The following is a 16,435-nucleotide window of genomic DNA, read 5'->3' on the forward strand; positions in this document are numbered from 1 at the left end:
TCGAACGTCAACCATCTATCCATGAGCGACCGCAGCCGAGAGCAAGGCGTCGATCTGGGCGACCTCCATGAGAAGCTCGAAACTCACGAGTACCCGGCGAGCAAGGAGGGCCTGCTCGAGGCCTACAGGGATCACGAACTCGAGTTCGGCGACGGACGGGCGACGTTCGCCGACCTCCTCGAACCGCTCAATCAGGGCATCTACGACTCCGAGATGGAGGTCAAACAGACGATCATGAACATGGTCGGCGACGAGGCGATCGGACGCAAAAACTACAGCGACCGAACGCCGCCCGCCCCCGGCGAGGACCGCCAGGACGAAGGTGCACCCGATCAGGAGGGTCTGCGCCATCAAGAGTCGTTCTAAACCGCCCGCGAGGCTGGCGGCAGGGTTAGATTCGTACGTTTAATGAGCGGGTGATGCACCCTTTCGGCGCGAAATAACGGGGTCGTTCTGCTGCACATACCCTCTGTATTGGTCACGCCAATTCTACCAGTTACTGGATAGATCGAGCGAGACGTGCTGAATACACAGCGCGAATGTGTCACGAGCCGAGGGCCAATCAGGTGACTGTTCGAAACTTCGTTATCGTTCTTCGAGATGAATTTCGTCCGGTTTCACGAGGACCTCGAACCCCTCGTACTCGAAGCAGACAATTATACCGTCCCCGCTCTCAACGAGAGCGTCAAGAGCATCTGAACCTACTGTATAGTACAGCGGCGAGAGCTTCTCGGGAGAGGTATTCCGAACCGCTGCCACGGCTTCTGCTACTTCCACCGTAGCGGATCCGCCTTTTTCAGTTCTACGAATCGAAAACCTTGCACTCATAATTAAAATACATGCTTCGTAGTAATAATGTGAGTCCCTGATTCCTGTACTATGGGAATCATTCACATACAGGGCTATTTTAGCTCTCAGTAATAGCAGTATTAAGCGATTTAATTAAACCACACCTATATACGGTTTTAAATAGTTTTGATGAGTTAATAAACCAATTGTACTCGGATGGACACTGAGTATTGCTACTGGAACTCACACCTTGTATCGTGCACGGCTCTATGAACTATTCTCTGACAAAACGTCTGCGATCAGTAGGCAGATCTACTGATCGGCTGGTTCATTGGTTTCGTCGTGAAACAAACGAACCTGTCGTGCTGAACTCATGCTCTGGGCCTTGTTTGAACGCGTGATTTCACGGGTGTAAGTCCTCTATTGCGCGTTCGATGTTGCGGACGGCGGATTTCATGACAAGTTCACGGAATTGACCGAACCAGGTTCTCGACCAGAGCGTATCGCCGTATCTGCGCCGGAGACCGAAAAACACCGATTCAGCGTTCGACCGCTGGTGATACGCCCGATCCTTGATGAGCAAATTTCTCGCCCACCCCCGCATTCCAGGATCTCGCTGCGGAATCAGCGGCGTGATACTTTCCGCACGCAACCTCGTACGAATCTCCTCCCAGTCGTAGCCCTTATCGGCAGCGACAGTCGTCAAATCGTCGAGATTCCGCACTAACACCTGCCAGCCGACCTGTGTATCGTGCGGTTGTTTCATCGAGCAGTGTATATCGAGAATCGCACTGGTTTCACAATCGATAAGCAGCGTCGTCTTCACCGCCTCAAACGTATAGTCCGTCCGTTTTGCGTAGTGCTGGCTGGCCTGGACGCGATCGACACCGGTTGCGTCGATCGCCTGCACATCACCGAGATCATACAGCTCGACGGACTGATCAAGGATCGCTCGCCACCGCTTCATCGGAATTGCCTGCTTTCGCGTACACACCGTCGAGAAGTGTGGAACCGTTTCAGGCCTCAATCCGAGTGATTTTGTCACTCTCGGCATCTCGCGGAGGACGTCCATCAGCTTCCGGTACGGATGGCCGAGATACTCTTTCAATCCCTGAACGGCGAGAATCACCCAGTCAGCGTAGCCTTCTTCTCCCGGACGGTAGGCCGGTGCTGGCGTTCCAACGACGGCTTTTTGAGCGAGCGATACAACCTTCTCTGTGAAGCGGGAGGTCTTCGTGTGCACAACGAACCCGTCCCGCTTCACTTCCTAGTAGATTTGGTATTTTCCCCGAGCTACTAACACGACGATACGAGTTCGATCGACTCTACACTGCTAATGTTTGAGCGTCTAAACAAGGCCCATGCTCTGTATACAGCAGGACGTTTCTGACAATAGCTCGGTAGTTCGTTGTGGCTCTGCGAGATACACAGCGCAAATTCATCAGTCCAGTCGATTCTAAACATCGATTAAATTCCCCGGACAGTCTCAATGATTCCCATCGATTCGAGAATCATCCAGAGGAGGAACAATCCGTATAGGCAGAGAAAGCCGTATGCTTCGTGGTCGGTGAGTTCGAGGTCCGTGCGTGTAAACACGACGAAAACGAGCGTGGCGAACGCGAGGAACCCCATCGTCGGAATTGCAGCGAGGAAGTTGATGGTCGCGGACCCCGCCAAGAGGACGCCGATTGGGATCGCAACCAGGAGATTGAACGTGTTACTCCCGAGGACGTTCGTGAGGCTCGTGACGCTGTCGTCGTTTTGGGCGGCGCGAACGCTGACGAACGCGTCGGGGAGGCTCGTTCCGGCGGCGATAACGGTCAACCCCAACAGGAAACTCGACGCCCCAAAGATTGCCCCCAGTGAGAGAGCAGCACGGACGATGCCCTCGACGCCGACGGCGATGATGACCAGAGCTACCGCAAGCATTCCCCACTCTCGGGCCGGACGCACGTCGAGAGAATCGTCAGCGACGTGTTCGCTGGCGTCCTGCTGGTGGAGAAAGACGTAAATTCCGTACGTAGCAAGCGGGAGCAGCGCCAGCGTGGGTGTCAGTATCGCGGCACGATTCGTCCCCCCAGGGACGTACGTCGCACCGAGTGCGAACATGATGAACAGGACGAGAACGCTGATGATGTAAAACTGCGCGTCTTTGTGAACGATGTCACGGGTCGCTCCCAATTCCTCGCTGGCGAGGGCTGAGAGTGCCGGAATAACCAGGAGATTGAAAATGGCACTGCCGACGATCGCACCGACGCCGAGGGAGAACTCGCCATGGACGAGCGTACTAATGACGATGGAACTGATTTCGGGAAAACTTGACCCGACGGCAACGACGATGGCGCCATGGACGGCGACAGGCAGCCCGTAGTATTTGCTGAGCCGTTCTGCGGCCTGCTCGAAGTATATGCTGCCCTTCCAGATAACGAGTGTTGCGATAACTACGAGAACGAGGGTGACGAGCAGTCCCACCATCGGGTATCGGTTGCCACTACGCGGTGAAAGGTGTGTCTCCTTCGAACGGAACTCAATGAGCCAAATATTGTCCTCACTGCAGTTCTTCCGGTCGAATCGGAATCACTTGCTGGTCGAATGCCCTCTCTGAACTCAGAAGACCGGAATCTAACAGGAACTTGGGAACTAATCGGTGATGGATACGTCCTCTATATTCAGCAGGTGGCTTTTGGCATAGTTCGGATAGATCGATAGCCGCTTCGGTAACTGCTTGTCCTGTACTTACCGTTCACTACGGAGTCCAATGGCCCTGTGATCGATTCTGTGGCACGCTCGGTTAGAGTTGATGTGGGTATCAGTAGGTTCACTACGTTCTGGTCGAGTGAGAGGACTCACTTCTTCCAAGAGCTCCGTTGCTGTCTCGATCGTTTCTGTCTGCGTCAGTCAGCTGATCACCCTCGAGATTGTTGAGTTTGCTGAGTGCATGATACAGTCTGGATCTGGTGTGTTGCGTGGATCCATTGGATGCGCCTCAGCCGATTGCGGCGCAGACGAACAGAACACGACAGCACGGCGACCGTTTCCGTTAACCAACATCCACGCTGCACCATCGTCGTCTGTTGGTTAAGACATGGCGCGAAGCAAGTCATTCTGGGCTCGGCCCATAGCGCGGCGTCCCGCAGATCTGGCACTTCCAGATTGCGTGGCCGGTCCAGGTTTCGTCGGGAACCGATTCATGATCGCTGAATCGATGATCGGTTGTGCGTCCGCACTGGTGACACTCGAGGCGTTCTTTGGTTGGAAGGGGACTGTCCTGACGCTCAGGGTCACGTTCTTGAGGTGCCTGCTGGAGGGCAATTGCAGGAACTAGCCACGCATCATCACCGGCGTTGTCGAGCAGCGTCGCAAGTCGCTGCTCGTCGTGAATACCGGATCCACTCTCGTCGTAGAGATACGTTGTTGGTCCGAAGTCGCTATCCACCGGTGATTGGTCAGTCCACGCTGTTCGATCGCGGGCTGCCGCGAGAAGTTGCTCACCATCGGTGGATGTAATTCGTACTGCAGCAGGAAGCATGGGCCACTGGTCGGTCAATTGGGCTGCAGGCTCGTCCTCGAGATCATAGATGATCGTGCAGTCGTCGACCGTTGATTCCGTCACACTCGAGGCAAGGAGCGTCGCAGCGGCCCCACCTTTCGCGACGGCGCCGTAGAACGTCGACGACTCGACCAGCATGTGGACGACGCCGAGGAGTGTCCACTCTGGTGCTGGTGCGTCTGTCTCAGAAGAGGAGTTCTCGAGATGATTGGTGAGACAGAACAGACATTTCGTCTGGTCAGCTGGGATCGGTGCGCCACAGGATCGACACTCGGTATCCGTTTCCGCTGGTGTGTCTGGATATCCAGTCGTCGCCGTCGCAACCCGCTGTCGATCAGGCTCACCGTCGTTACACTCGCTGAGTGTCTCATCTGGAACATCCGACGCTTCACCGGTCGGACGAAGTTCCTCAAAATCAGAATATCGATCAGTCATTGATTAGGTTGTGGATCGTGTTTTCTTGTGTCTCGATGCAGGTTCCAGTTCGATAGAGAAGAGCTAGCAATAGAATTACTTAGAAGCTACTGGTCGCGGAGTCCTGCTTCTCGAGCGTCACGATTGGTGGAACAATGGATACACGCTGGGAGATTCCCATCAACAGCGAAAACCCGGTAGTAGCTCTCAGTGACATGAGAGCCACAGCCATCACATTCTGGCATTGTCAAAATTCTTGTTATCCCTTCGGTAAATCTCTTGCTTCAATACTTGTGTGAATTTGGCTAATAGCATGCGATCTACGCGTAACTGACTCGTCTCTGCGTCTGGCGATGTTGCGCTTCTAAGAGGTTTCCACAGTCTTCACACATGGTTTCGACTATGTTGGTGGTTACCTGTCCGTTGCACTTCGGACACGAACTGGCACTCGAGTCGGGCTGGACGTCTTCGTCGAACGCCGTCTCATAAATTTCTCTGAGAGTCATGGTGTTCACGAGAGGCGATGAGCAATTCCGACTGCCCCTCACCCACTCGTGGGGCATAGAAACCCACTTTACAGTAGACGGTAGTATAGTTTCTTTATTTATGATACTCTATGAAACTCGCAGTAAGTACAGGCCAAACACATACCGCTCAGTACAGAGGGAGGACCGAACGATTCACATCAAGGACAGGTAATGTGATTATATGTCCGACCGTACCGACCGACTCCTTGCTGTTCTGGTCATCCTGATGGCCTTGTTGGTAGTTGCTCAAACAACTGTTGTCCCACGAAACCGACTGCTGAGTACGATAGGGATTTTCTCTGGAAGCTTGGCGGTCGTCTACGGATTAATGGAGTTACTGATGACGTTCGACTCGACTTCCTGACGCGACACGTTCGCAGATATAGTTACCGAATTGCTAGGTTCAGTTTCAGGTATATCTCTGAATAAAGAACCCGTGCTACTAACTACTAGGTGGCGGCAACGCTGTCGAACGGACTCATGCTGTGGCGAAAGCCCGGCAGCGAAACGGTCATCGACCGTGAGCAGCCCGGACCGTGGAGGTGGTGGGAGGTGGCGGTGACTGCGTTCACACCAGCAAAAAAGGGGCTTCGCTCCGGCTATTCCCACCAGCAGCTGCGCTCGGGGAAGTGAATCGTCGTCCATCCGGTCACGGCCAGTGAGACACGGCCCTCGTGCCAGTTCCGGGCAGCCTTGTGAATGCGCACCTGCTCGCCTTCCTCGATCCACGGCGCGTCTGAGGACTTCCAGATCGTCACACGCGTCTGGCCACTATCATCTGCGATGAGCCCGACCTGTGCGATGCTTGGATGCGAGGGATCCCACAGGGTTTCGACACGCCCTTCGATGCTCACCTCTTTTCGAGCAACCTCCTCGAGTTTCCCAATGGGGATGACGTGTCCGGGCGCCGTCTGCAGCTCCTCGAACACGTTGACGACCGCACTCGTCAGGTCTTGGCCACCGACGACGGCCTCACTCAACCGCCGGCTGATCGCCGCTCGAGACCAGCCATCCAACTGCTTTGCGAGTCGCATCGACTGCTTGTTCACGGCCGCCAACTTCTCTCGAGAGAGCTCTGTCCGGGAATCCGCTCGCTCCGGGTCCGCCATCGGATCCACGCTCGCCGCCCGTTTCTGGAACTTGAAACGCCGCGCTTTGCTCTGGTTCGCAGCGATTGCTCGCGTCCGCTTCTCTCGACCTTCCTGTGTTCCCAACTCGGCTTGGGCACTGATCCGCTCGAGTTCGTCCTCTCGTGCTCGAATGCGCTCTTCCTGTTCGAGGGTTGCACCGTGAATCCGGTCCTCACTGGTGTCTGCGATACCGTCTGGGTGGTTCGCATCCACCTTTGCTTGGACCTCTTGCTCGACCGTTGCCTCGAATTCCGGCGTCTCGTCGACGACCGGGAAGCCGTCTTCATCGACTGCCTGCTCGTCCGTCTGTTTGAGTGCCTGTTCATCGACCGTAACGACCTTGCTACTCGAGTTGTTACTAGACATTGGAGTTCTGATCTCCGAAGGCGCTCATGCGCCTGCCACCGCGATGCCTCACCATCGCGGTTTTCCGACGACACCGACCGACTAGATCCATCTGCGCGCTCGCGCTCGCGCCTTCGCGAGCGCCCATCTGGGCGCGAGCGAGAGCGCGCCTGAATGCGGTGTCCCAACCAGCACCGCGCGGCGTCCTGCCGAGCGAAGCGAGGCAGGGCTCGAGGTGCGAACGGTGTGAGCGCCTCGGCGACCCGCCCGAAGCGAGCGGCCAGCTTTAAGCCGTTTCTCGTGTCCGGCCCGGACTGCGGGTTCGTGTCCAGCGCGACTGTCGACGAGAACGCGCGCCGCGGTGTGGCGCGCGACAGCGCAGGCGGCACCAAGCGCTGGAACGCGAAAGCCCGCGAGGGGCGCAACCGAAAACGCGCTTAATGCTGGCGTCGAGACCAGATTCATTTTAGCCCGGAACGGTGAGCGACGTCAGGAGCGAACCGCAGCCCGGAATGGTCGGTCGCGAGCGACGCGGAGGGCGGCACGCGGCGAGCGGGGCGGGCCGATACTCAAGAGCAAGCAACCGACGCAACAGCAGCCCGATCAATCCACGTGGGTGGGATCAAAAGGGGCTGGCGCGCTCGAGGAACCCCGCCGACACAAGCACCGCAACTTGTGAGGAGCGCAGCGAGGTGCGGGACTCGAGCGCGCCAGGGGCTTTCTCCCTGTTATCGAAAGCGATGATTGCGAGCCACTCATCGAGATCAACTCCTTTACAGAGCTGGTTCAGTGGCCCATCCGCACACTAAAGGACTTTACAAACGAGATTCAGATGAGGAAGTATGGATGGAATGAAAACCTTTGCTACTATCATAAAGTATTCTGCTGGAGGGACACTCGGTAGCCTCTTTATCGCATATGGTCTCAGAGAGTTTCTTCGAGCTTCAGGGGGCGGATACTATTGCTGCCGCCATAGTCTCTATCAGACGCAAGGGATATCTCTTACGTTCATTGGATGGGTGATTATACTCGTCACACTCATCAATCTGTACGGGGAGATGCGGTAAGTACGCACGCGTAATGAACGAATAGTTCAGTTTATATGATATAAAAGGGGCTGTGGGAATAGCACTATGCTACTTTTTCATCGTCTCAAAATATCGTCTACGGGAATCCGAGTGGTTGCGGGCTTCGCGACTAATCTAACGCACTGGCTGGTTCGTCAGCCAAAACGTCGACACCATCCGACGTCACAGCAATCCGAATACCTTCGACAGTGAATCGAATTTCGAGATCTCGAGTCGATGAGTCAAGCAACTGTTCAAGTACTTCGGCATCAACAGTGTCGTAGAGTTGGTAGTCGTCACGGTCAAGTCCACATGCTTCAAGCGTCTCAATGATTGCAACGACAAGATCGGTTGATGAGCTATCCCCATTTCTCGATGATCGATCCATTTGAACAATCAGTGCTTCGGATTGACGATGCTTAAAGGGTTTGGAGTCAACTACAGTTGCGTATAGACTCAATACTTGACTTAGCGCGTGTGGGATACTGTCGGCGCAAGCAGAGTGGAGTATGCGCTTTGACGCTGACTGGATGTCTCGCGCTGACGATCGGATTCTGGAACATCTAGCTGATGCTGGGCCCGATACACCCAAAAAGATGGCTGAGAGCGACCGTGTACGATTCTCTAGACAACACATCAACGCTCGCTGTAAGACGCTCGTCGAGTATGGACTCCTCGTTCATCTCGGCAACGGTGTCTACGACATTACTCGTGAGGGCAAACAGTATCTCGCCGGTGAACTCGACGTTCGAGACCTCGAGTCCAATTAAATTCAATTGGGGAAAAGTCGGTCTTGGATAAATATAGGGAGCCATAGAACGCTTCCTACGGTGTTGATTTCATCCATTTTGACGGTGAACACGCCGATAAATGGGTTTGCGAAGATACCTCCGGCCAAACAGTTAATATAGTGTCAATACTCTCTTGAGTATGAACCTCTCGTTCCGGTATCCCGACGGTTTGGTAGTTCTCTTGGGAATAGTAATAGCCGTTTTAGCAAGCATTGTACTTCCTGCGACCGGCTATTCAGGAGGTGTCAATCTAAACTGGCTACAGTTATCCGGATTGGCAATTATGTTTCTTGGAATTGCACTCATCATGTGGAATGACAGGAAGGAATAGCGACAGGCCTGATATGTAGCTCGCCTGTACTTACCGATTCAGGGAGCAAAGAAATGATCCAGACCGCTTCTGATCTCAATTCAGTCGACGTACTGTGATACCCACTCACGACGCTCCACGATTACTTGCTCTCCCTCACCTGTGATCGCGTAATAGTTCGTGCGTCTGTCGAGTTGCCCTTTCTCGACGAGCTCCTTGTTGACGACCGTATCGAGATTGGGATACAGCCGACCATGATTGATCTCTGAACTGTAGTACTGCTCGATCTCATCTTTGACATCCTGTCCAGATGGCTGATCAGCGCCCGCGATCACGTACAGCAGGTCTCGTTGGAATCCTGTAAGGTCGTCCATGGCCCAGCCATTCAGGCGAGATGATATTTGTTATTCTACACGTACGTAGATGTAAGCTAATCCAACTAGTCGGTTCTTTATACCACTAGCTGACTCTCGTTCCATTCACGACATTCTGAGACTGTAGTCGTGGTGGAGCGACACTCGAAGGATTCGATCCAGCGCGTACGATCAGCGATCGCGACCGTCTCACTCTGCACTCGAGAAGATACCTCCGACGTACTGATCTGTCCACTCTCGGCGGGCTTCGAGTTCGCGTTGACCACGCGCTGTGATCGTGTAGTAGTTCGCTTGTCTGACGAGCGCTGCCCCTCGTCGACGATATCGTTGTGGGAGAAATCGCAACAGTTGACGAGTATGTGCTTCTAGGAGATGTCCTCATCAAGTGCTCCGATCGACTCGAGGTAGTCACGGACTTCGATGACGAACTGGCGGTACCGATCGAGGTCCTGCAAAGCGTTATAGACCACGTCGTGTTCGATGATGTTCCCGTAGGTGTGTGCAAGGACATTCCGGAACCGGGCACCTTGTGCCATTTCCTCAGCTGTCGAAGCAGAGAGTATACCAAGCTCTTCGAGAGCCCGCATTGACTGTGGATTACTCGCTGGAGGCGTTCCACGCTCGTGTTTGACAAGTTCCTCTCCAATATCGATCGCTGCCTCGGTCATCTTTACAAATCGGCGTTCAACGATATCCTGTGTATCTGAGTCAGCATGATATGCTTCGCGACTCAGCGTCTGTTTCCGAGCGAGAACGCCCAAACTGGTTTCAATCGTTTCGACAGCGTTGAGTATTCTATTGAGACCGTCAGTAGGAAAGGTCTCGTCTGTCATCGATCACGGGTCTCGCCATCAGTCGCTGTCACAGCAGACCCACTCAGATGTCGATCAATTCTGGCTACTGCTGCATCAAATCGTTCGCGCGGTGACTGAGTCTGCTTCTCAGTTGCGGTGAGTTGGCTTCGAACATCAGCCACATGTTCTGGGTCACCGATGAGAAGGACGCCGTGATCGAAGATCGTCTCTGCTAGCTCCAGTGACGTTGTCTGGAGATCAACGAGATCGACATCATCAGTCTCGAGCGCTTCGCTGAGATCAGCACTCAACCTGAGAAAGACCTCATTGTAGGCTGGATCACTCGGGCGGACAGTGTCGAATGCAACTGCGATATCGATGTCGCTTCGAGAGTGAGACTCCCCAGTTGCGTGAGAACCGAAGAGAATGGCTAGCTCTACCGGATGCTCCTGCAATACCTCCTGAAGAGTCTCGAGAGGAAGGGATTCATCGATAGCAGCGTTCTCACTGGTTCTCATTACGCAAAAATACGGCCTCATGGCACATAAACACTCAGGAGCAACTGTCTGCGTGCACTCGTTCTGTCTCGGTAACTTCGTATAGCTGTACTCTACCCGGTTTTCACGACGTGCTCCTCGAGATCACGCGTCCAGTAGGTAGCCGGCCCACCGGGACTACATCGCGCACACAGCTGTAGCGAGCCCTCGAGATGGCCGAGTTCGACGCGGAATCGCGTGAGGGCTGCAAGCGCGTCGACAACGAGCCCACAGCCGTCGCAGGCGTAGTGATCGCGCTTATCCGGATCTGGCCGTATCTGGATGGCACAGTCGACGCAGATCTGGTGACTGACTCGCTCGTCTTTTCCCCAAGTGTATGCAGTGCCAGTTTCCGTTCCGGGTGGTGCCTCACAGAACGAACACCCCGCGAGTGTCTGCTGTGTCACGACTCCTCCCCCGTGACGTCATCTCGAGCAGCCGTCCAGCCTTGATGGAAGACAGCAAGCTGGGTGCTCGAGTCAAAGGTGGTCCCACTTGGCTCGTGGACGAACACCCGCTTGCCAGGAACCGGCGTTACCACACCGTTATCGATGAGTTCCGTAACGAGCTGTCGGGCGGTTGTATCACCGATATCTGCTGTCACGACGCGAGTTGCATCCTGATCATGGGCAACGAGTCTAGCTTCGAACCGGCTGTAATCGTCTGCAGTGTCGTCAATCGGGTTTAGATCAGTCATTGGAAACCACATAAGGCACACTGTTGAACGCGCCTCATGCCTCACGGCGCCGATAAACTCGCTGCTAGGAGCACAGTCAAGTCGAAGATACTAGGTGGTGTGTACTGGAGTCAGTGACCTACGTCCAACAACAGGCTGGAGTACCGACGGATGGTGACTACCTCTTGCTGGTCCGTCGACCTGTTCGCAGTTGCCACGTCGGCTTCACCCGGAACGTATCTGGTTCCTCAACAGGATGGGGATGACTCTGATTCGTCGCCAGTGACGCGGGCCGTGCGAGGCGGTTGAGTAGTTCATCACGCACGTCCTGTCGGGGTATCGTCTGCTCGTGCCAGCCGAGCCGTTCGTCGTAATGGCGCTTTTTGAATCTCTCGCCGACCGTATCGGCTGCGATGTACTGCGTCAGTTTGATTCCCCAGATATTTGATGATCGATACTCGGCACCGACGTCTGCATGTGTGAGCTCAACGAGAACACACTCGACGAATGAAATGAGTGACTCTCGACTTCGGTCGTTCGGAATGCGTAACTCGAGGCCAGACCAGGGTGGTTCAGTGGGCTGTCGGTGGGCTGGTACTCGATCGATACCACGGTCTCGTGGGTGCTGTCGCTCAGAAGTCATTCGCTATCTCGGGGCAGTTTGATCGCCCCGCACCCCTCTCGGGGAGGACAAACACGCCATCACAGTCGCGACGGTACCGGTAGCTCGTTGCTCTGTTTCTTTATTTTGAACGGCTTACGGAACCCATGACAAGTACAGGGAAGGGGTAATTAGTATCTACCCGCCACAAGTTGCTGGAGGTAGAAAGCGCGATACTACTGTCGTTCAGTATCAGTGGTTTCCAATATTGAGTGCTCTGACGGCCTCAGCCGGGGTGACATCCCACGCGACGAGTCGGTCTGCAGCCAGTTGCCACGCATGGTTGGCAAGGTCGGGATCGACATCTTCAGTCTCGTAGCTGAACTCCGCTAAAGCAACCGCAATCAGGAGGTCCTCCTGTTGATTGGAGAGCATCGCTGTCGTTGGCTGCGGCTTTGGATAAAAAGAGTCGGGAGTTCTACCACAATCACGGATGCTTCGTTCGGTGACGTAGCTTCCAGTCTGCCGTTGACGGTTCTATTCTGCTGGGCGGAACACTCAAACGGCTCCTTTAACATGAACTGGTATGGACCGAGCGATCCTCGTAGTCTTCGTGACGCTCCTCGTCGTTCTTGCAGGATGTGCGGGCGGCACCGAAGGTGCCGAGGATGCGATCGACGACTCGCAGTCGGTTGGGGATGCTATCGACATCGTCGAGTTGAACGTTGCAGACGTATCGCCCGATGAGGAGTACATTGTCCTCCAGAACACTGCCGATGAGCCCGCTGATTTGTCCGGGTTTGAACTCCGAGACCGAGAGGGTGGACAGGTCGATGGCGGCCTCTCGCCGTTTTCGTTTCCAAGTGAGTTTATCCTCGAGTCCGGGGAGACTGTGAAGATAACGACCGGTGAAGGCGACTCAACGGAGACCGAACTGTACTGGGGGTACAACGTGAATATCTGGCGAGGCGATGGCGACGTGGTTCGGCTCGTCGACACCAGTGGCCAGGTCGTGCTCGAGCACGCCTACGGCGATATCGATCTCGATGAGTCTGAGTCGGACGGCGATGGAGAGGACAGCACCGGTGACGAGAGCGATGACGTCAACGAGCGTCCTGTTGACGGTGAGCTCGAGATTCACCACATCGACGTTGGGCAAGGCGATTCTACCCTTATCGTCACGCCAGCCAATGAGACAATTCTGATCGATACTGGCGACTGGCGCCAAGACGGCGATGAGGTCATCGCCTACCTCGACGCCCAGGGGATCGATCGGATCGACCACCTCGTCGCGACGCATGCCGATGCCGATCACATCGGTGGCCACGCCGCTGTGATCGAGCACTTCGAGACGACTGGTGAGGGTGTTGGGGCCGCGTACGATTCGGGTGTTCCATCGGATTCAGCGACCTATGAGAACTACCTCGATACCGTCGACGACCACGACGTCAATCTTCTCCTCGTCGAAAGCGGTGATGAGCTACCGATCGAGGGAAACGTCTCTGCCCAGGTAATGAACCCGCCTGCTGAGGACGCTGGGAGCGACGTTAACGATAATAGTGTGGTGCTGGCATTCGAGTTCGGCGACTTCCAGTATCTAGCGCCTGGCGATGTCGATACTGGCGTCGAGCAGCGGCTGGTCGACGAGTGGGGAAGCGATCTCGAGAGCGACGTCTACAAAGCCGGCCATCACGGCTCATCGACCTCCTCGAGTGACGCCTTCGTAGACGCCATCGCTCCTGAGACGGCCATCATCTCGAGTGCCTACGACTCACAGTACGGACATCCGAGTGACGAGGTTCTCGAACGGTTTGCCGATCGGGAGATCGAAACGTACTGGACAGGGGTCCACGGCAATATCGTAGTGCGAACTGATGGGACGTCGATCGCTGTCGAGACGAGTGAGTCGTTCTCGACGGACCCAGCGGATATCCTCGCGGAGACACCTGATTCCGACGACGAGACGAATGCACTGGTACCCCCTCCGCTTGTCGCAGGCAGTGTGGCCAGTGGGATTGATGGAGTTGTCGCTCCTACTATGGGGTGAGAGAGAGATGGATGGGACCTACACTGGTGTTGTCGATCGAATTGAAGACGGTGAGATTGCCGTCATCTTGCTCGAGGAGAACAAGCAGGTGATCGAGCAAGTGGATATCCCTGCTGATCGACTCCCAGAGCCCGCCCGAACGGACGGTGGCGTGCTGTCGGTGACGCTCGAGGATAGTGAGGTCGTGTCGATGGAGTACCGACCGGACGCAACGCGAGAGCGCCGTGAATCTGTTCAGGAGAAGTTGGATCGGTTGTCCGAGCGGTTATCCGATCGTGAGGAATGAGGAGACTGTTCGTTGACGAACAAAGAATCGAACGTGCTCAACGCCTCTCTGTACTTGCTGTACTGTTCATTCGAGGAGGTCACAGAACGGTTTACATAACCACTCTGCGCCTACCCGACGAACGGTAAGTACAGGAGTTCTGTGTAACAGACTTCCCTAGGAGTATGATGCGTTTGCGCTGGTCATCTATCGAGAGACAACGGTGTTTGCCACCCAACCTCCGACACGACCAAATCCTAGACCAAAGAGAGAGGCAACGCACACTATCATCCCACTGGCGAAGACGAAAAATACAACTCTAGGTAGCGGCCATGTCGCTGTCGTACCTACTGTCACTACGAATATAGTCAGAGCGATGATGCTAGCAATGAAACCAGTGCGGAGTCCAGCAGCATTCGGGTCTGATGAGCGGATTGTAGCGATGGCTCCTGCGATGAACGCTCCGAATATCATGATACCACCACCAATGCTCGCCTCCGAGTTCGGCAGCCAATTGAGAATGGCGGTGATAGGTAGCGAGGCTAGCGCACCGATGAGTGCAAATCGCCATGCTGCAGGGAGAGCGTGGACGCGAAGAGATGACACTATACTCACATCTAAGGGTTGCCAATGGCATAAATTTTTGTAGAGTTGTACGATGAGGGACCCAAGGACTAATCCAGCACTGTTACACTCGCAGACTTACTTACCGAATCGGATATCCGTATCATAGCTTACTCAGAATTGAAGAAACGATCCTTCCAACGATTGTTATTTGGAGCTATCGCCGAATAATCGTCCCCACAGAGAGGCTGTCTCTGAAGCGGTATCACAGTCGGATGTCGTCTCGGCTTGTTCTTCTCGAGTCTGCTTGATCTCGCGGTCACGCTCTGCAAGTTCGGTTTTGAGATCCTCGATCGTTGCCTCGAGACGATCGATACGCTCATTTTTCTGTTCGAGCGTAGTCTCGAGTTCGTCGACACGGTCGGTCAACAGTCGGTTCTTCTCGACCAGATACGCACGGTTCCTATTCCGTCCCGATTTGTCACGGCTGGCAGTGGCCGACGGCTCGCTCGTTCTAGGAACAGATTCGGTTGATGTCTCTCGAGTGTCCGGGTCGTAGAACTCGGAGGTACTCGAAATCGCTCGTTCGATGGTCTTCTCGCCGTACGTAGAGCCGTCTGCGTAGTGGACTTCGTCCCACTTGTCTCGAAGTAGTCCCGATTGGCGGAAGAGCCGATCCATCTGCTGGTGGTCACCGCCAGTCCAGAACGCCAGCAAACAGCACAGAGCCATGTCTGCTTCTGACTGACTCTCATAACCGGCAGTCGAACCACGCCATAACCGCTCGAACTTCTCACCGTTCGATGCGTTCTGCGCTCGCTCGAGCAGCTCCTCGTCATCGAGATCAACGTCAGTATCGGCTGCACTGCCCGTCGTTTCCGTCTCGTCGCTAGTGCGATGGTTCCCAGAGTCGTGCTCTGGATCCGGCTCAGAGTCTTGGACGTACTCACGATGGATCGCAACCAGCGCGTCCTGCCGACGTGCAACGCGAGGTGGTGTGTCCTCGAGGCGGTCGCAAGTCACGGTGAAAAACCGAGCAGTGTCATACAGTTCGATACTGCCACGGCGGTTCCGTCCATCTGGGAGTTCTCCCTTGATGAGTACATGGAACCCAGTACCCGACGGAGAGGTCTCCGTATAGGAATCAAGTCGTTCGATGATGTCCAGTGCTGTATCGTCGACGTCGCCGCTTTCGGGATCTCGACAGTCATCCAGATCCACGCCGACGATGGGATCGTCGTCGGTAAAGACGAATCCGATGCCATCGGCATTTCCTGTATCAGCGTACTCGAGGGCTGTCTCGAACGACGCCCATGTTTCGGGATCCGTCGATGACGCGAACGCACCACTCCCTGGCGTCACTGGTATCTTCGTCGGCTTCCCATCCCGAAGTTCTTCTTTCCAGCACACCCACTGGTCACGATTTCGCAAGTCTGCTGGGAGTACTGTTCTATCGAATGATGGTGTAGAACTCATTGGCAATACCCCCGAGGGGCACTTACTGAGTCCCTCGAACAAACTATATCAGAATATAGATAGAAATGTCGATTCTGTGTATGGTGTCTAAGCTCCCTGTCCCCGCATCGTTCTGCGGATGGAACCCAGTGTATACTAGTTGGTTTTGGGTGGTACTTTTGCGTGGACAGCGTTTCTGT

General features: G+C 54.9%; 21 protein-coding genes and 1 pseudogene. 5 read left to right on the forward strand and 17 right to left on the reverse strand.

The genetic code is table 11. The features are described 5' to 3' along the window. Window positions 1–21 precede the first annotated feature (21 nt). Window positions 22–366 carry a DUF5789 family protein gene (locus GCU68_RS18100; protein ID WP_152943984.1) on the forward strand — a complete coding sequence of 115 codons (345 nt, stop codon included), beginning with the start codon at window positions 22–24 and terminating at the stop codon, window positions 364–366. Between the two features lie 219 nt (window positions 367–585). On the opposite strand, the gene GCU68_RS18105 is transcribed toward GCU68_RS18100, so the two are convergent. From GCU68_RS18105 to GCU68_RS21100, 7 genes are all read right to left on the reverse strand, one after another. Next, window positions 586–894, reverse strand: coding sequence for a HalOD1 output domain-containing protein (locus tag GCU68_RS18105; RefSeq protein WP_152943985.1), 309 nt, complete (start codon window positions 892–894; stop codon window positions 586–588). Between the two features lie 298 nt (window positions 895–1,192). Then, window positions 1,193–2,053, reverse strand: coding sequence for an IS5 family transposase (locus GCU68_RS18110; protein WP_152939055.1), 861 nt, complete (start codon window positions 2,051–2,053; stop codon window positions 1,193–1,195). Window positions 2,054–2,256: 203 nt separating this feature from the next. Then, the gene (locus GCU68_RS18115; protein WP_152943986.1) at window positions 2,257–3,264 is read right to left on the reverse strand and encodes a sodium:calcium antiporter; all 1,008 of its coding nucleotides are present in this window, start codon (window positions 3,262–3,264) and stop codon (window positions 2,257–2,259) included. Window positions 3,265–3,889: 625 nt separating this feature from the next. Then, the gene (locus GCU68_RS18120; RefSeq protein WP_152943987.1) at window positions 3,890–4,774 is read right to left on the reverse strand and encodes a biosurfactant protein 1; all 885 of its coding nucleotides are present in this window, start codon (window positions 4,772–4,774) and stop codon (window positions 3,890–3,892) included. 86 nt (window positions 4,775–4,860) lie between these two features. Next, window positions 4,861–4,998, reverse strand: coding sequence for a DUF7563 family protein (locus GCU68_RS22205; RefSeq protein WP_449406682.1), 138 nt, complete (start codon window positions 4,996–4,998; stop codon window positions 4,861–4,863). Window positions 4,999–5,879: 881 nt separating this feature from the next. Beyond that, on the reverse strand, window positions 5,880–6,776 hold the full coding sequence (locus tag GCU68_RS18125) for a DNA-binding protein (protein ID WP_152943988.1): 897 nt from the start codon (window positions 6,774–6,776) through the stop codon (window positions 5,880–5,882). Between the two features lie 1,176 nt (window positions 6,777–7,952). Next, window positions 7,953–8,210, reverse strand: a complete 258-nt coding sequence (locus GCU68_RS21100; protein WP_161991525.1) for a HalOD1 output domain-containing protein — start codon at window positions 8,208–8,210, stop codon at window positions 7,953–7,955. 121 nt (window positions 8,211–8,331) lie between these two features. Between GCU68_RS21100 and GCU68_RS18140 the strand changes: the two genes are divergently transcribed. Both GCU68_RS18140 and GCU68_RS18145 read left to right on the forward strand, forming a co-directional pair. Then, window positions 8,332–8,592, forward strand: a complete 261-nt coding sequence (locus GCU68_RS18140) for a MarR family transcriptional regulator (RefSeq protein ID WP_152943990.1) — start codon at window positions 8,332–8,334, stop codon at window positions 8,590–8,592. A gap of 160 nt (window positions 8,593–8,752) precedes the next feature. Then, the gene (locus tag GCU68_RS18145) at window positions 8,753–8,944 is read left to right on the forward strand and encodes a hypothetical protein (RefSeq protein ID WP_152943991.1); all 192 of its coding nucleotides are present in this window, start codon (window positions 8,753–8,755) and stop codon (window positions 8,942–8,944) included. Between the two features lie 80 nt (window positions 8,945–9,024). Here GCU68_RS18145 and GCU68_RS18150 read toward each other — a convergent pair whose 3' ends face one another. The 8 genes and pseudogenes from GCU68_RS18150 to GCU68_RS18175 form a co-directional block, all read right to left on the reverse strand. Further along, window positions 9,025–9,297, reverse strand: coding sequence for a PadR family transcriptional regulator (locus GCU68_RS18150; protein WP_152943992.1), 273 nt, complete (start codon window positions 9,295–9,297; stop codon window positions 9,025–9,027). 189 nt (window positions 9,298–9,486) lie between these two features. Continuing rightward, window positions 9,487–9,600, reverse strand: a pseudogene (locus tag GCU68_RS21805) (PadR family transcriptional regulator); the annotation flags it as partial. Between the two features lie 62 nt (window positions 9,601–9,662). Beyond that, window positions 9,663–10,130 (reverse strand): type VII toxin-antitoxin system HepT family RNase toxin, encoded by a 468-nt coding sequence (gene hepT, locus GCU68_RS18155; protein WP_152943993.1) that lies wholly within the window; start codon window positions 10,128–10,130, stop codon window positions 9,663–9,665. Then, complete coding sequence (gene mntA / locus GCU68_RS18160) at window positions 10,127–10,609, reverse strand: type VII toxin-antitoxin system MntA family adenylyltransferase antitoxin (RefSeq protein ID WP_152943994.1); 483 nt, start codon at window positions 10,607–10,609, stop codon at window positions 10,127–10,129. The genes hepT and mntA overlap by 4 nt, the downstream gene beginning before the upstream one ends. Before the next feature lie 92 nt (window positions 10,610–10,701). Then, the gene (locus GCU68_RS18165; RefSeq protein ID WP_152943995.1) at window positions 10,702–11,034 is read right to left on the reverse strand and encodes a DUF7558 family protein; all 333 of its coding nucleotides are present in this window, start codon (window positions 11,032–11,034) and stop codon (window positions 10,702–10,704) included. Then, complete coding sequence (locus tag GCU68_RS18170; RefSeq protein ID WP_152943996.1) at window positions 11,031–11,324, reverse strand: hypothetical protein; 294 nt, start codon at window positions 11,322–11,324, stop codon at window positions 11,031–11,033. Before GCU68_RS18170 ends, GCU68_RS18165 begins: the two co-directional genes overlap by 4 nt. A 157-nt stretch (window positions 11,325–11,481) precedes the next feature. Further along, window positions 11,482–11,946, reverse strand: coding sequence for a hypothetical protein (locus tag GCU68_RS21810; protein ID WP_227015052.1), 465 nt, complete (start codon window positions 11,944–11,946; stop codon window positions 11,482–11,484). 210 nt (window positions 11,947–12,156) lie between these two features. Then, window positions 12,157–12,339 carry a hypothetical protein gene (locus GCU68_RS18175; protein WP_152943997.1) on the reverse strand — a complete coding sequence of 61 codons (183 nt, stop codon included), beginning with the start codon at window positions 12,337–12,339 and terminating at the stop codon, window positions 12,157–12,159. Window positions 12,340–12,490: 151 nt separating this feature from the next. Between GCU68_RS18175 and GCU68_RS18180 the strand changes: the two genes are divergently transcribed. Beyond that, window positions 12,491–13,951 (forward strand): MBL fold metallo-hydrolase, encoded by a 1,461-nt coding sequence (locus GCU68_RS18180; protein WP_152943998.1) that lies wholly within the window; start codon window positions 12,491–12,493, stop codon window positions 13,949–13,951. Between the two features lie 7 nt (window positions 13,952–13,958). Continuing rightward, window positions 13,959–14,237 (forward strand): DUF3006 domain-containing protein, encoded by a 279-nt coding sequence (locus tag GCU68_RS18185; protein ID WP_152943999.1) that lies wholly within the window; start codon window positions 13,959–13,961, stop codon window positions 14,235–14,237. A gap of 186 nt (window positions 14,238–14,423) precedes the next feature. Here the strand turns inward: GCU68_RS18185 and GCU68_RS21105 are convergent, their stop codons facing one another. Together GCU68_RS21105 and GCU68_RS18190 are read right to left on the reverse strand one after the other, a co-directional pair. Further along, window positions 14,424–14,831, reverse strand: a complete 408-nt coding sequence (locus GCU68_RS21105; RefSeq protein ID WP_161991526.1) for a DUF5518 domain-containing protein — start codon at window positions 14,829–14,831, stop codon at window positions 14,424–14,426. Window positions 14,832–14,987: 156 nt separating this feature from the next. Next, window positions 14,988–16,256 (reverse strand): phage NrS-1 polymerase family protein, encoded by a 1,269-nt coding sequence (locus GCU68_RS18190; RefSeq protein ID WP_152944000.1) that lies wholly within the window; start codon window positions 16,254–16,256, stop codon window positions 14,988–14,990. Window positions 16,257–16,435 lie beyond the last annotated feature (179 nt).

Source organism: Natronorubrum aibiense, from assembly GCF_009392895.1.
Lineage (GTDB): Archaea > Halobacteriota > Halobacteria > Halobacteriales > Natrialbaceae > Natronorubrum > Natronorubrum aibiense.